We start from the raw sequence: 14,057 nt of genomic DNA, 5'->3' as shown, positions 1-14,057 counted from the left end.
GGGCCGTTGCCGGAATTCCTGGGCCAGAATGAAGCGCCCCCGACCCGGACCGCCGGAAGGTGAACGATGAGCCCTGCCCAACAGCCGCAGCCGCCCCGGACGGTGGACGTGCGGCGACCGACCCTCAACGCCGTGGCCGCCCGCGCCGGCGTGGGCCGCGGCACGGTCTCCCGGGTCATCAACGGCTCCCCCAAGGTCAGCGACCGCTCCCGGGCGGCCGTCGAGCGGGCGATCGCGGAACTCGGCTACGTCCCCAACCGCGCCGCCCGCACGCTGGCCACCCGCCGCACGGACTCGGTGGCGCTGGTCGTGCCCGACGCCGAGAGCCGCCTGTTCGCCGAGCCCTACTTCTCGGAGATCATCCTGGGCGTGTCCGCCGGACTGACCAGCGCGGGCATGCAGTTGCTGCTGGTGCTCACCGGCGACGAGACCGAGTACGGCCGGCTGGCCGGCTACCTCGCCGCGCAACGGGTGGACGGGGTGCTGCTGATGGCGGTGCACGCCGAGGACACCCTGCCCGACCGGCTCGCGGAACTGGCCGTGCCCACCGTGCTCGCCGGGCGCCGCGGCGAGGGGGAGCGGCTGGGCCATGTCCGCGCGGACAACCGGGGCGGCGCCCGGCTCGCCGTGCGGCACCTGCTGGCGGGCGGGCGGCGGGCCGTCGCCACCATCACCGGCCCGCTGGACATGGACGCGGCGCGGGCCCGGCTGGACGGCTACCGGGACGCGCTGCGGGACGCCGGCGTTCCCGTCGCCGGGGAGCTGATCGCGGCGGGCGACTTCACCGAGCAGGGCGGACGCGCGGCCATGCGGGAACTGCTGCGCCGACGCCCGGATCTCGACGCCGTCTTCGCCGCCTCCGACGTGATGGCCTCCGGCGCGGTGCAGGAACTGCGCGCGGCGGGCCGCCGGATACCCGGGGACGTGGCGCTGGTCGGCTTCGACGACTCCATCGTGGCCCGGCACATCGACCCGCCGCTGACCAGCGTCCGCCAGCCGCTGGCGGAGATGGGCCGCACGATGGCGACCCTGCTGCTGGAGGAGATCGCCCAGCGCGGCACGGGGCAGCGCGGGGTGGTGCTGCCCACGGAACTGGTGGTGCGGGAGTCCGCCTGACGGGCCGTCCGCCGCACCGCGCCCCCGCACGCCCCCTCTCGCATCGCACCCCCGCACGCCCCCCTGTCGCACCGCACCACCGCGTCTCCCCCTTCCATCGTGGGAGCGCTCCCATGCATAATGCGTGCACTCGACCCCTGGGAGAGCCTCCATGCCCGAACCGATGACACAGACCTTTCCGCCCGCCTTCCTCTGGGGCGCCGCGACCTCGGCGTACCAGATCGAGGGGGCGGTGGGGGAGGACGGCCGCACCCCGTCGATCTGGGACACCTTCAGCCATACGCCGGGCCGCACGGCCGGCGGTGAGACCGGGGACGTCGCGGTCGACCACTATCACCGCTACCGCGACGACGTGGCGCTGATGGCGGAGCTGGGCCTGACCGCGTACCGCTTCTCCGTGTCCTGGAGCCGGGTGCAGCCGACGGGCCGGGGCCCGGTGGTCCAGCGCGGCCTGGACTTCTACCGGCGGCTGGTCGACGAGCTGCTGGAGCACGGCATCAAGCCGGCGCTCACGCTCTACCACTGGGACCTCCCGCAGGAACTGGAGGACGCGGGCGGCTGGCCGGAGCGGGACACCGCGTTCCGGTTCGCCGAGTACGCGCGGCTGGTCGGGGAGGCGCTGGGCGACCGGGTGGAGCAGTGGATCACCCTCAACGAGCCCTGGTGCAGCGCCTTCCTGGGCTACGGCTCCGGGGTGCACGCGCCCGGCCGCACCGACCCGGCGGCCTCCCTGCGTGCCGCGCACCACCTGAACCTCGGGCACGGGCTGGCCGTGTCCGCCCTGCGCGCGGCGATGCCGGCCCACAACCGGATCGCGGTCAGCCTCAACTCCTCGGTGGTGCGCCCGCTCGGCCAGGACCCGGCCGACCTGGCCGCCGTGCGCCGCATCGACGACCTGGCCAACGGGATCTTCCACGGCCCGATGCTGCACGGGGCGTACCCGGAGACGCTGCTGGAGGCCACGCGCTCGGTGACGGACTGGAGTCACGTCCTGGACACCGACGTGCGCACGATCAACGCGCCGCTGGACGCGCTGGGCCTGAACTACTACACGCCGGCACTGGTCTCGGCCGCGTCCGGGGAGGTGAAGGGGCCCCGGCCGGACGGGCACGGCGCCAGCGAGCACTCCCCCTGGCCGTGCTCCGACGACATCCTCTTCCACCAGACGCCGGGCGAGCGCACGGAGATGGGCTGGACCATCGACCCGACGGGCCTGTACGAGCTGATCATGCGCTACACGCGCGAGGCGCCCGGCCTGCCGCTGTACGTCACCGAGAACGGCGCGGCCTACGACGACAAACCCGACCCCGACGGCCGCGTGCACGACCCCGAGCGCATCGCCTACCTGCACGGCCACCTGTCGGAGGTGCGCCGGGCCATCGCCGACGGCGCCGATGTGCGCGGCTACTACCTGTGGTCGCTGATGGACAACTTCGAGTGGGCCTACGGCTACGGCAAGCGGTTCGGCGCGGTCTACGTGGACTACGCGACGCTGGAGCGGACGCCGAAGTCGAGCGCCCGCTGGTACGGCGAGGCGGCCCGCACCGGAGCGCTGCCGCCCGTGCCGGCCGCCTAGCCCGGAGGGCGCGGCCTGCCGTGGGGGACGGGCCGCGCCCTTCGTCGTCCCCGGTGCGGGACGCCGGGCGTCAGGCGATCACTTTGAGCGCGGAGTACAGCGCGTAGAGGATGGCCGGCAGGGCCCCGAGGAGCCCGGCGAGCGCAGCGATCACCACGGGCAGCCGGTGTGCCGACTTCAGGGCCCGGGCGAGATACGCCACGAGTACGAAATAGGCCAGAGTCACCACGACTCCGGCCGAGAGCAGGACAGCAGGACTCATCGAGTGCATACGGCGCTCTTCTCTGTGCGACATGCCCAGTCCGGTACCGGCCACGCCGTGAGCAGGCCATACGCGTCCCTTGGCGGGGGACATGGACAGTCTCGGTGAGGTGCCGGTGATATGACGGTAGCTCAAACCGAGCCCTGTGGACCAGAGTTGGCCGAGACGACGAAGGAGCAGGGGGCCCCAGGGAGCCACCCCTGGGTTCCCCCGCTCAGGTCAGCTCCGGACTGGGCAAGTCGCGGAAGACTGCTCGTCAGATGGTCGCGCGCCGAGATATACGAACGATATACGCGCCGTCCGCACCGGTTGTTACCCTGACTTGCGGGAAGGGGGCGTCATGCGTGAATCGGTATCCGGTGACCCGGAACTGCGGTTCACCCTCCTCGGCCCGGTGCGCGCCTGGCGGGGCGAGGACTCCCTGGCCACGGGCAGTCCCTACCAACGGGCGCTGCTGGCCGCCCTGTTGCTGCGCGAAGGCCGTACGGCGAGCACCGCCGAGCTCATCGACTCCCTGTGGGGCACCGAACCGCCCGCGTCGGCGCTGCCCGGCGTGCGCACGTATGCCTCCCGGCTGCGGAAGGTGCTGGGCCCCGACGTCGTGGTCAGCCGTCCGGGCGGATACGCGATCAGCGCGCTGCCCGAGGGCGCCGTCGACCTGTGGACCGCACAAAGCCTGGCGGAGGAGGCGGAGCAGGCGCGCGCCGCCGGGGAGCTGGGCCGGGCACGGGACGTCCTCGGCCGGGCGCTCGCGCTGTGGGACGGCGAGCCGCTGGCCGGCGTGCCCGGCCCCTACGCGGAGGCACAGCGGACCCGCCTGGAGGAGTGGCGGCTGCAACTCCTCGAATCCCGCCTGGACATGGACCTGGACCAGGGCCGGCACGCCGAGGCGGTGGCCGAGCTGACCGCGCTGACGGCGGCCCATCCGCTGCGCGAACGGCTGCGCGAACTGCTAATGCTGGCGCTGTACCGCAGCGGCCGGCAGGCGGAGGCGCTCGCGGTGTACGCGGACACCCGTCGGCTGCTCCGGGACGAACTGGGCGTGGACCCGCGGCCGGGCCTCAGCGACCTCCAGCAGCGCATCCTGCAGGCGGACCCGGTCCTCGCACAGCCCTCGGCCCCGGTGGCCGGACCGGCTGCCGCACCCGTCGTACCCGCGCAACTCCCGGCTGCCGTATCCGACTTCACGGGCCGGACCACGTTCGTGGAGGAGCTGCGCGACGCGCTCACGTCAGGTGAGGGCAAGGTGATGGCCGTAGCATCCGTCACGGGCATGGCCGGGGTCGGCAAGACCGCACTGGCGGTCCAGGTGGCGCACCTTGTCAGCCCCGCCTTCCCGGACGGGCAGTTGTGGGCCGTCCTCCAAGGCGCGGAGCGGCGTCCCGCCGAACCGGCCACGGTGCTCGGCTCGTTCCTGCGCGCGCTCGGCACCCCGGATGCGGCGATCCCCGACTCGACGGAGGAGCGGGCGGCGCTGTACCGCTCGCTGCTGCGCGGCCGGCGGGTCCTGGTGGTCCTGGACGACGCCCGGGACGCGGCCCAGGTGCGCCCGCTGCTGCCCGGCACCCCCGGCTGCGCGGCCCTGGTGACCTCGCGCGTGCGCATGCCGGACCTTGCGGGCGCCCACCTGGTGGACCTGGATGTCATGTCCCCGGAGGAGGCCCTGGCCCTGTTCACGCGGATCGTGGGCGAGGAGCGGGTGCGGGCGGAACGCGAGGCGGCCATGGACGTGGTCGCAGCCTGCGGTTACCTGCCCCTGGCCATCCGCATCGCCGCCGCCCGCCTGGCCGCCCGCCGCACCTGGACGATCTCGGTGCTGGTGGCCAAGCTCGCCGACGAACGGCGCCGCCTGGACGAGCTTTACGGCGGCGACCTGAGGGTGACGGCGCTGTTCGCATACGTCTACGAACGGCTGGAGCCCGCCCAGGCCCGCGCCTTCCGCCTCCTCGGCCTGGCCGACGGCCCCGACATCTCCCTGGCCGCGGCGGCGGCCCTGCTGGACCTCCCGGCCGAGGACGCCGAGGACCTGCTCGAGTTCCTGGTCGACGCCCACCTGCTGACATCGGCCGCGCCCGGCCGCTACCACTTCCACGATCTGGTCCGCCTCTTCGCCCGCGCCCGCACGGAGCGGGACGAGGGGCCCGCCGAACGGGAGGCCGCCCTCGGCCGGCTGCTGGACTTCTACCTGGCCACGGCCACCCGCGCGTACGCGATCGAGCGGCCGGAGGACCGGCTGGTGGACCACCTGGAGACCGCCGGGCACCCCGGGCTGTCCTTCGCCGACCCGCCGGCGGCCCGGGACTGGCTCTACGCGGAGGCCGGGCCCCTGCTCTCCGTGGTCCGCCAGACGGCCCGGTCACCGCTGCTGCGGCGCGCGGTGGACACGCTCTGGGCCGCGCTCGACCTGTCCGAGGGCAGCCTCTCGCAGCCGTACGAGGAGGCGGCCCTGGCCCTGTGCGACGCCGCCCGCGCGGCCGGCGACCGGCGGGCCGAGGCGCGGGCCCTGATCACGGCGGCCCATGCCCATGTGATCAGCGGCCGGTTCGAGGCCGCCGACGAGGCCGCCGCGCGGGCCGTCGAACTGAGCGCCGACACCGACCCCCTGACCACGGCCTGGGCCTGTGACCGGCGGGGCGTCATCGCGCACTACCGGGGCCGGCTCGCGGACGGCGAGAGGCATCTGACCCGCGCGGCCGACGGCTTCCGCGCCTGCGGCGACCGGCCGGGCGAGGCGGCGGCGCTGAGCGGCCTGTCCCGTCTCCGGGTGGCGGACGGCCGCCCCGAGGAGGCGGTCCGGCTGGCCCGGCAGGGCGTGGAGATGTACGACGCGATGGGCCACGCCCTGCGCGGCGCCAACGCGCGCTACGCCCTGGCGCTCGCCCTGGCCGCCTCCGGCGAGCCGGATGCCGCGCTGCGCCTGCTCGACGAGGCGCTGGAGGTGTTCCGGGGCAGCAGGCAGCTGTTCTGGCAGAGCATGACGCACTACCGGATGGCGGAGATCCAGCTCGCCCAGGGCGCTCCGGCGGCTGCCGCCGCCTCCGCCGAGGCGGCACTGGTTCCGCTGGCCGAGGTGGGCGGGGACGTGCGGCGGGCGGACGCGCTGACGCTGCTGGGCCGTGCGCTCGACCGGCTCGGCCAGTCCGGCCGGGCCAAGTCCTGCTGGCGGGAGGCGCTCGCCCTGTACGAGAATCTGGGCACGGGCCAGGCCCGGGTTCTGCGGGACCTGCTGCACGAGGGCGCCGCGTCGGCGCTGGCCTCCTGACCCGGCACCGCCCCGGCCCAGGGCGTGGTCGTCCGGCCGGGGCGGGCACGCCCGTGCGGGCAGGTCACTTGTAGGCGGCGAACGCCTTCGAGAAGGCGTACGGCTCCTGGGCGACGGAGCTGCACGTGGGGTCGGCGGCGGGCTTGGGGCCGCCCGCGCAGCTCTTGTCCCGGGTCGCGGACCACATGGACAGCCCGCCGAGGCCCTTGGACTTGGCGAAGTTCACCAGTTGGGTGGCGTCCTCGACCTTGAAGACCTCGGAGGAGACGTCGTTGACGCCGATCATCGGGGTGACGGCCACGGTCTTCCAGGCGGCGGCGTCGGACAGCCCCAGCACGCTCTTGACCTGGGCCTGGGTGGCGGTCGCGGCCTGCTCGGCGTAGGTCCCCATGTCCCCGCCGTACGAGGCGCCGTAGTCCATCGCCATGATGTTGACGGTGCCGGTCCGCACGCCGTTGGCCTTGGCGTCGGCGAGGAGGTCGACACCGGCCTGGGTGAGGCCCTCGGGCATCACCGGAAGGGTGAAGGAGACGTCCAGGCCGGGGTGCCGGGCCTGGAGCTTGGCGATGGCCTGGGCGCGGCGGGTGTTGGCGGCCTTGTCGGGCAGCGCGCCGCCCTCGACGTCGAAGTCCACCTTGGTCAGCCGGAAGGCGTCGACCGCCTTGCCGTACGCCGCCGCCAGCGCGTCCGCGGAGGAGCAGGTGGTGGCCAGCTCCGAGCCGGCGGCGCCGCCGAAGGAGACCCGCACGTCACCGCCCTTGGCGCGCAGCGCGCCGATCTGCGCGGCCACGCCGTCGCCGGTGAGGTCCGTGACCCCGCCCCACTTGGGGGTGCAGCCGCCGCCGTCGGTGAGGAAGGCGAGGGTGTACTCCTTCACGCCGGTGGCGTCGGCCGCGCCGAGGAGGTCGAAGGCCGGGTAGAGGGAGGTGTCGACGTAAGGAGCGAAGCCGGCGGAGGCGGTGCTGCCGGTTCCGGTGCCCGTGCCGGTGCTCTGCGAGGGGGTGGGGGCCGGGGTGACGGTCTGGGTCGGCGTGGTCGTCCTGGTGGGGGTGGGGTCCGGGGCCGGGGTGGTCCGGGTCGGGCGGCCGCTCGGCTCGGGGGTGGCGGCGCCGTCCGCGGAGCACTGGGTGCCGTCGATGCGGCAGCCGTCCGGGTCGCCGCCGCCGTTCACCACGAAGCCGACGGTCACCGACTTGCCGGGGGCCAGCCCGGCGGTGTCCCAGGCGGCCGGCTTCACGGTGACGTGCCGGCCGCTGACGCTCCACTCGCCGTTCCAGAGCGAGGAGAGCGTGGCGCCCGCGGGCAGGTCGAACTCCAGCGTCCAGGTCTTCTCGGTCTCGCCGGTGTTGTTGGTGACGACGTACTGGGCGGTGTAGCCCGTGGACCAGTCGCTGGTCCTGGTGTACGCGGCGTGCACCCCGGCGGCGTTGGCGGTGCCGGTGAGCAGGACCGCGCCGCCGCCGGTCACGGCCGCGGCCAGCAGGCCGCCTATCGCCTTGTTCCTGCCACTGATCCTGCGCCGGTGCGTGCTCATGCGCGTGCCTGCCTTCGCTGTTCACGGGGGTGGGGTGCGGCAGCACGCTAGCGATCCGGAAACGGACAAACCGCTTGTCCGGGGCGCCCTTCGCGCACCTTAGGGTTCGCTTAAGGAAGCGATCGGGGTCGGTTAAAGGCGAAGACCGATTTGCCCGGCCGGCGCCTGCGCACGGCTCCTGCCCGGCCACGGCCCGCCGGTCCCCGTCCGGTCTGCTGCAACCAGATCCGCACCTCCGTGCCGCCCAGCACCGAGGAGCCGATGCGCACGTCACCGCCGGTGGACTCGGCGAGCCGGCGGACGATGTCCAGGCCCAGCCCGGTGGAGCCGGTGTGCCCGGAGCCCCGGCCGCGGGCCATCGCCGCCTGGGGGTCGGATATGCCGGGGCCCGCGTCGGAGACGAGCACGATCACCGCGTCCTCGCCGTTGTGCACGTCGACCGCGAAGGCGGTGCCCTCGGCGGTGTGCCGGAACACATTGCCGAGCAGGGCGTCGAGGGCGGCGACCAGGTCGGCGCGGGCCACGGGTACGCGCACCGGCCTGTCCACCCCGGCCACCCGCCACTTGCGGCCCTCGTCCTCGGCCAGCGCGGACCAGAACTCCATGCGCTCGCGCACCACTTCGGCCGCGTCGCAGCCGGCGCCGGGCCCGGCGGCGGCCGTCTGCGGCTTGGCCTCCCGGGCGGTGCGGATGATGGTGTCGACCTCGCGTTCCAGCTGGGCGACGGCGGCCCGGGTCTGCTCGGCGGCCGGTCCGCCGCCGAGGGAGGCCGCGTTCAGCCGGAGCACGGTGAGCGGGGTGCGCAGCCGGTGCGAGAGGTCGGCCGCCAGCTCGCGTTCGTTGGCGAGGAGCTGGACGACCTGGTCGGCCATGGCGTTGAACGCGCTGGCGGCCAGCCGCAGTTCGGTCGGGCCGTCCTCGGGCACCCGGGCGCCCAGCTTGCCCTCGCCCAGTTCGTGCGCGCCCTCCACCAGCCGGCGCGCGGGGCGCACCATGCGCACCCCGAGCCGGTCGGCGACGGCCACCGAGCCGACGATCAGCGCCAGGCCGACGGCGGCGAGCACCGCCCAGGCCGTGCCGACGCCGTTGGTCACCTCGGACTCCGGGACGTACACCTCGACGACGGCTATCGCGCCCGAGCCGAGGGCGACCGGCTGGAGCAGGGTGGAGCCGCCGGGCACGGTGGTGGTGGAGGCGCGGCCGAGTCCGCGGACGGCCCGGACGTCCCGGGCGGCGGCGCGCTGCCGGCCGAGGTCCAGCGCGGCCCGGCCGCCGTCGGCGGGCAGGTGCACGGCCATCCGGGAGCCGGCTCCGGCCGAGGCCACGACCCGCTCCAGCTGGTCCCGGTCGGTGGTGATGGACAGCGCGGGCGCGACCGCGGCGGCCTCCCGCTCGGCGTTGGAGAACGCGCGGTCACGGGCCATCTCCTTGACGACCAGGCCGAGCGGCACCGCGAAGGCGACGACGACCATCGTGGTCACCGCGAGACAGACCTTGACCAACGCCCACCTCATCGCGCCTCGCCGCCGAAGGGGGACGGGGGCACGCGGGGGGCGGGTTCGGAGGGACCGGGTGCGGAGGGGCCGGGCACGGTCGGCCAAGACACCGGCGGCTCGGATCTGCCCGGCCGGGACACCGGAGGCTCGGGCACGGGGCCTTCCGGTGCCGGGGGTTCGAGTTTGACGCCGACGCCTCGGAGGGTGTGCAGGTAGCGCGGGCGGGCGGCCGTCTCGCCCAGTTTGCGGCGGAGCCAGGACAGATGGACGTCGATGGTCTGGTCGTCGCCGTAGGTCTGCCGCCAGACCTCGGCGAGGAGTTCCCGGCGCGGCACGACGACCCCGGGACGGGCGGCGAGGAAGGCGAGCAGATCGAACTCGCGGCGGGTCAGGTCGAGCCGGACGCCGTCCAGTTCCGCCTGGCGGCGCAGCGGGTCGACGGTCAGGCCGCCGACGCGGAGCACGGACGAGGACGGCGTCTCACCGCCGCCGGCCCGGGCCCGGCGCAGCACGGCCGCCATCCGGGCGCACAGGTGCTCCACGGAGAACGGCTTGGTCAGATAGTCGTCCGCCCCCGCGTTGAGCAGCCGGACGATCTCGGCCTCGTCGTCCCGGGCGGTGGCGATGATGACCGGCACGTCGGTGACGCCCCGGAGCATCTTCAGGGCCTCGGAGCCGTCCAGATCGGGCAGTCCGAGGTCCAGGACGACCACGTCGAAACGGACGTGGGCGACCTCGCGCAGCGCCTCCAGTGCCGTGCCGACGCTGCGCACCGTGTGGGCGGCGTCGGTCAACTGCCGGATGAGCGCCGAGCGTACGAACTGGTCGTCCTCGACCACGAGCACACTTGCCATGCGCCGCACCGTACGCCATGCCGCCGGGCCCGGCCGGAGCCTGTGGACAACTCCGCGCTTGTGGACAACTCCCCGCGACCGGTGTGACCGGCGTGACCAGTGTGACCGGTGAGGCAGTATGGCGCCGATGCGCAGAGGACTCGTACACGTACTGGCCTGGCTGCTCGCGACGGCAGCGGCGGTCACGCTGTCCTGGTGGGGCGTGCACACGGTGCTGGCCGGGACCGCGTACGAGCCGCCGCGTGCCCTGCCCGTCCCGGCGGCCGGCGCGTCGGCCCCGGAGACGGCTTCCGCGCCCTCGACGACCGCCGCCTCCCCGGTCCCGCCGTCGACGCGGGAACCGGCCCGGCCGACGCCCGCGCGGACCGACACGGCGACCCCGGCCGGCCCCCGGCCCCCGTCCCCCACCCCCACCGCCACCGCCACCGCCACCGCGACCGCCTCCGCCGGCGCGTCCGGCCGGGTCAGGTCCTACGACACCGACGGCGGCCGGGCGGTGTTCGACCTCGGTCCGGCCGACGCCACGCTCGTCTCGGCGGCCCCGGGGGCCGGCTGGTCGATGCAGGTGTGGAAGACGGCGAGCTGGATCCGGGTGGAGTTCGTCCGGGGCACGGACCGGGTGTCGGTGTTCTGCACCTGGCACGACGGGCCGCCACGGGTCGAGGTCGGCACGTACTGAGCAGGGGCTGGGCAAGGACTGAACAGGTGCCGAGCAGCGGCCCTAGCGGAACACCGACGGCGGCGGGGCCGGGGACGCCACCGCGGCCTCGTCCGTCACGGGCACCGCGCCGCCGGTGAAGTCGGTGAGCGCCCGGCCGTGTTCGACCCGGCCGGGGTGCGGGTCGGAGGCGGCACGGCGGGTGAGTTCGGCGAGCGGCAACGGGGCGTCGGAGGCGACCAGGACGGCGTTGCCGAAGCGCTTGCCGCGCAGCACGGCCGCGTCGGCGATCAGCGCGAGTTCGCCGAACCGGGCGGCGGCGGTGGCGATCTGGCCGCGCAGGTGGGCGAGCGGCGGGCCGTCGGCGAGGTTGGCCGCGTAGCTCCCGGAGGGTTTCAGGGCCCGGCGGACCTCGTCGAGGAACTCGGTGGAGGTGAGGTGGGCGGGGGTGCGGGCACCGCTGAACACGTCGGCGATGACCAGGTCGGCCCAGCCGTCCGGCACCTTGGCCAGGCCCTCACGGGCGTCCACCGCGCGCACCCGGACGCGCGCGTTCGTGTCCAGCGGCAGCTCGCGGCGGACCAGCCGGACGAGGCTCGCGTCGCGCTCCACGACCTGCTGGGTGGAGCGGGGCCGGGTCGCGGCGACGTACCGGGCGAGGGTGAAGGCGCCGCCGCCGAGGTGCACGGCGTGCACGGGACGGCCGGGCGGGGCGGCGAGGTCGATGACATGGCCGAGGCGCCGCTGATAGTCGAAGGAGAGGTACGCCGGGTCGTCCAGGTCGACGTGCGACTGGGGCGCCCCGTCGATCAGCAGGGTCCAGGCCCGGCCCCGGTCGGGGTCGGGGACGAGCTGCGCGAGACCGCCGTCGACCGGCTCCTCGACGGTGACGGCCGACCTGCGCCGGGTGTTCCTGGACCTGCCCATCCGCCCATTTTCGCAGGTGCCACGGCAGGGTGCGGCACCGCCGGCGACCGATGGAGACTCGGGACACGCGCGTCGGCACAACGCGTCAGCACGTGCCGCACAACGCTCAGCACGTGTCAGCACGTGCCGGAACGCCTCAGCCGGCGTCCGCCCGCCTCAGCAGCACCCGTCCGCCACCGCGATCAGCCGGGCCGCCTCCCCCAGCGCCCGGCGCAGTACCGCCGGGTCCGTGGCGGGGTCGGCCTCGCCGGGGGGCAGCAGCCAGTCCGAGCCCGCCGCCGGGGGGCCGGGGGCCGGCCGCAGTCCGCGCCCGTCCGTCTCGGTGCAGGTGCTGCCCGGCAGGTCCCAGCAGGCCGCCGTGCCGGCCGGCACCAGGAAGCAGAGGGTGTCACGGTCGTCGTCGTGCAGGACGGGCCCCACCGCGTCCGCTCCCGCTCGCCGCAGGATGTCGACCGCCTCCAGCCCCTGCCGGGCCGGTACCGTCACGAGGTCGCAAGCCGGGTCGCCCGCACACGCGGGCGACGACGGCGACGTACAAGGTTCATTGCTCTGGCTGGTCTCCATGCCGGCCTCCACACAGCCCTGTTGCGGTCCACGGGGTTCAACGCGACAACACGTCAACAGGCACGGTCCAGGTGCGCCGCAAAGGATGGCACTTCATGGCAGATCACGCGGGAGATATCCGGTTTGTGGCCAAACACCGCGTGCCGGGCCCCCTACAGCGGGTACGTTCATGCCCGCCGGAAGCGGCCGCGTCAGCCAGGCGCCCCGTCCCGGTACCACCCCGGAACCGCCCCGGTCCCGGCATGGTTCGACGGTTCGCACGAGAGGACCCGGCCATGGCGTCGTCAACGGTGACCTCGTCACAGCCCGACCGGCCGCTCCGGCCGAACCTCGCCTTCCGCCGGCTGCGGGGCTCGCGCTCCCCGGCCGAGTTCGCGGCGCTGGTCCGGCGGGCCGCGCGCGAGATCGGCGAGCGGGTGAGCTGTGACGCGCGCTACATCGGCCGGGTCGAGGCGGGTGAGATCCGCTGCCCGAACTACGCCTACGAGCGGGTGTTCCTGCACATGTTCCCCGGCCGCGCCCTCACCGACCTGGGCTTCGTGCCCCGCTCGTCCGTCCGCGGCCGGGCGGCGCGTACGGCCGTGGCGGCTCCCCGGGGGCCCGCACCCGGGGGGCCAGCCGGGGGGTCGCCCGGGGCCGACGAGCCGTACGACCCGGGGGACCCCTGGCGGAACGATCCCCCGAACCACACGAACCACCCGAACCACCCGAACCACGAGGAGAGCGACGTGCTGCGTCGCGCATTCATGACCGGCGGAGGCGCCACGGTGGCCGCCGCCACACTGGTCCCGCTGGGGCTCGCCCCGGCCGCCGCGGCGGCGGACCGGCTGCCGTGGCGCGCCGGTGTCCCCGAGGCCATGGCCCTGGAGGAGGCCGTCCGCCGCATCCGGTTGCTCGACGACCGGCACGGCGCGGACGGCCTGTACCGGCGCGCGGCGGCCCCGCTGCGCGCCGCCTACGCGCTGCTCGACGCCGGCGCCACCCGGCAGACCACCGCCGACCGGCTGCACGCGGGAGCCGGTGAACTCGCCATCTCCGTCGGCTGGCTGGCCCACGACTCCGGCCGCTTCGACGACGCGCGCTCGCACTACGCGGAGGCGCTGGCCACCGCCCGGATGACCGGGGACGCGGGGCTGGAGGCGCACGCCTTCTGCAACACCGCCTTCCTCGCCCGGGACGCGGGCCGTCCCCGGGAGGCGGTCCGGGCCGCGCAGGCCGCGCAGCGCGCCGCGCGGCCGCTCGGCTCGGCCCGGCTGCTGTCCCTGCTGGCGCTGCGCGAGGCGGGCGGCTGGGCGGGGCTCGCCGACCGCACCGGCTGCGAGCGGGCGCTGGCGCGTGCCCAGGCCCTGTTCGAGCGGGGCCGTGCGGACGCGGACCCGGAGTGGATGAGTTTCTACGGCGAGGCCGAGCTGGCGGGCCTGGAGGCGCAGTGCTGGTCCACGCTGGGCGACTGGCGGCGGGCGTCCCGGCAGGCGCGGCGCGCCGCGCAGGCGCAGGATCCGCACTTCACCCGCAACATCGCGCTCTACACCGCCGAGCTGGCCGACGACCTGGCCCGCGAGGGCCGTCCCGACGAGGCGGCGGAGGCGGGGCTGCGGGTGCTCGCGCTGCTGGACCAGGTCCAGTCCTCGCGGATCCAGGGGATGCTGGCCGGGACGGCGCGGGTGCTGCTGCCGCACCGGCGGGCGTCGGGAGTGGCGGAGTTCCTCGACCGGCACGCGTCCTACAAGGGGCCGCGTCCGGTGCGGGGCGGGGGGCCGGTGTAGTCAACCCGGGACGGTACGTCACCGGTCCCGGCGAAAGCCGAC

The 14,057-nt window shown here is 75.1% G+C and carries 10 protein-coding genes and 1 pseudogene; 5 read left to right on the top strand and 6 right to left on the bottom strand.

Going from position 1 to position 14,057, the window contains the following annotated elements; translation table 11 throughout:
• The first annotated feature begins 66 nt into the window (after nucleotides 1-66).
• A complete protein-coding gene (locus Srubr_RS36085; RefSeq protein ID WP_189995755.1) occupies nucleotides 67-1,116 on the top strand; it encodes a LacI family DNA-binding transcriptional regulator in 1,050 nt (349 codons plus the stop codon).
• 151 nt (nucleotides 1,117-1,267) lie between these two features.
• A complete protein-coding gene (locus tag Srubr_RS36080; RefSeq protein ID WP_189995757.1) occupies nucleotides 1,268-2,692 on the top strand; it encodes a GH1 family beta-glucosidase in 1,425 nt (474 codons plus the stop codon).
• 70 nt (nucleotides 2,693-2,762) lie between these two features.
• Here Srubr_RS36080 and Srubr_RS36075 read toward each other — a convergent pair whose 3' ends face one another.
• Nucleotides 2,763-2,987 (bottom strand): hypothetical protein, encoded by a 225-nt coding sequence (locus tag Srubr_RS36075; RefSeq protein ID WP_230426673.1) that lies wholly within the window; start codon nucleotides 2,985-2,987, stop codon nucleotides 2,763-2,765.
• 307 nt (nucleotides 2,988-3,294) lie between these two features.
• Here Srubr_RS36075 and Srubr_RS36070 point away from each other — a divergent pair, with 307 nt between their 5' ends.
• Nucleotides 3,295-6,216, top strand: coding sequence for an AfsR/SARP family transcriptional regulator (locus tag Srubr_RS36070; RefSeq protein ID WP_189995760.1), 2,922 nt, complete (start codon nucleotides 3,295-3,297; stop codon nucleotides 6,214-6,216).
• A gap of 64 nt (nucleotides 6,217-6,280) precedes the next feature.
• Here Srubr_RS36070 and Srubr_RS36065 read toward each other — a convergent pair whose 3' ends face one another.
• The 3 genes and pseudogenes from Srubr_RS36065 to Srubr_RS36055 form a co-directional block, all read right to left on the bottom strand.
• Complete coding sequence (locus Srubr_RS36065) at nucleotides 6,281-7,750, bottom strand: glycoside hydrolase family 18 protein (RefSeq protein ID WP_189995762.1); 1,470 nt, start codon at nucleotides 7,748-7,750, stop codon at nucleotides 6,281-6,283.
• Nucleotides 7,751-7,860: 110 nt separating this feature from the next.
• Nucleotides 7,861-9,264 carry a sensor histidine kinase gene (locus tag Srubr_RS36060; protein ID WP_189995764.1) on the bottom strand — a complete coding sequence of 468 codons (1,404 nt, stop codon included), beginning with the start codon at nucleotides 9,262-9,264 and terminating at the stop codon, nucleotides 7,861-7,863.
• 131 nt (nucleotides 9,265-9,395) lie between these two features.
• Nucleotides 9,396-10,100, bottom strand: a pseudogene (locus tag Srubr_RS36055) (response regulator transcription factor); the annotation flags it as partial.
• 127 nt (nucleotides 10,101-10,227) lie between these two features.
• Here Srubr_RS36055 and Srubr_RS36050 point away from each other — a divergent pair.
• Complete coding sequence (locus Srubr_RS36050) at nucleotides 10,228-10,779, top strand: hypothetical protein (protein WP_189995766.1); 552 nt, start codon at nucleotides 10,228-10,230, stop codon at nucleotides 10,777-10,779.
• A 42-nt stretch (nucleotides 10,780-10,821) separates the two neighbouring features.
• On the opposite strand, the gene Srubr_RS36045 is transcribed toward Srubr_RS36050, so the two are convergent.
• Both Srubr_RS36045 and Srubr_RS36040 read right to left on the bottom strand, forming a co-directional pair.
• Nucleotides 10,822-11,685, bottom strand: coding sequence for a spermidine synthase (locus tag Srubr_RS36045; RefSeq protein WP_189995768.1), 864 nt, complete (start codon nucleotides 11,683-11,685; stop codon nucleotides 10,822-10,824).
• A 156-nt stretch (nucleotides 11,686-11,841) separates the two neighbouring features.
• A complete protein-coding gene (locus Srubr_RS36040) occupies nucleotides 11,842-12,249 on the bottom strand; it encodes a hypothetical protein (RefSeq protein ID WP_189995770.1) in 408 nt (135 codons plus the stop codon).
• Nucleotides 12,250-12,524: 275 nt separating this feature from the next.
• On the opposite strand from Srubr_RS36040, the gene Srubr_RS36035 reads away from it, so the two are divergent.
• Nucleotides 12,525-14,015 (top strand): hypothetical protein, encoded by a 1,491-nt coding sequence (locus tag Srubr_RS36035; protein ID WP_189995772.1) that lies wholly within the window; start codon nucleotides 12,525-12,527, stop codon nucleotides 14,013-14,015.
• Nucleotides 14,016-14,057: the final 42 nt, after the last annotated feature.

The organism is Streptomyces rubradiris (assembly GCF_016860525.1).
GTDB classification, from domain to species: Bacteria; Actinomycetota; Actinomycetes; order Streptomycetales; family Streptomycetaceae; genus Streptomyces; species Streptomyces rubradiris.
The sequence above is the reverse complement of the archived record's forward strand: the minus strand, read 5'-3'. Positions and strand labels throughout refer to the sequence as shown.

Coding starts and splice junctions, on each gene's coding strand:
- Srubr_RS36085 (WP_189995755.1), top strand. CDS start 67: ATGAGCCCTGCCCAACAGCCGCAGCCGCCCCGGACGGTGGACGTGCGG.
- Srubr_RS36080 (WP_189995757.1), top strand. CDS start 1,268: ATGCCCGAACCGATGACACAGACCTTTCCGCCCGCCTTCCTCTGGGGC.
- Srubr_RS36075 (WP_230426673.1), bottom strand. CDS start 2,987: ATGTCGCACAGAGAAGAGCGCCGTATGCACTCGATGAGTCCTGCTGTC.
- Srubr_RS36070 (WP_189995760.1), top strand. CDS start 3,295: ATGCGTGAATCGGTATCCGGTGACCCGGAACTGCGGTTCACCCTCCTC.
- Srubr_RS36065 (WP_189995762.1), bottom strand. CDS start 7,750: ATGAGCACGCACCGGCGCAGGATCAGTGGCAGGAACAAGGCGATAGGC.
- Srubr_RS36060 (WP_189995764.1), bottom strand. CDS start 9,264: ATGAGGTGGGCGTTGGTCAAGGTCTGTCTCGCGGTGACCACGATGGTC.
- Srubr_RS36050 (WP_189995766.1), top strand. CDS start 10,228: ATGCGCAGAGGACTCGTACACGTACTGGCCTGGCTGCTCGCGACGGCA.
- Srubr_RS36045 (WP_189995768.1), bottom strand. CDS start 11,685: ATGGGCAGGTCCAGGAACACCCGGCGCAGGTCGGCCGTCACCGTCGAG.
- Srubr_RS36040 (WP_189995770.1), bottom strand. CDS start 12,249: ATGGAGACCAGCCAGAGCAATGAACCTTGTACGTCGCCGTCGTCGCCC.
- Srubr_RS36035 (WP_189995772.1), top strand. CDS start 12,525: ATGGCGTCGTCAACGGTGACCTCGTCACAGCCCGACCGGCCGCTCCGG.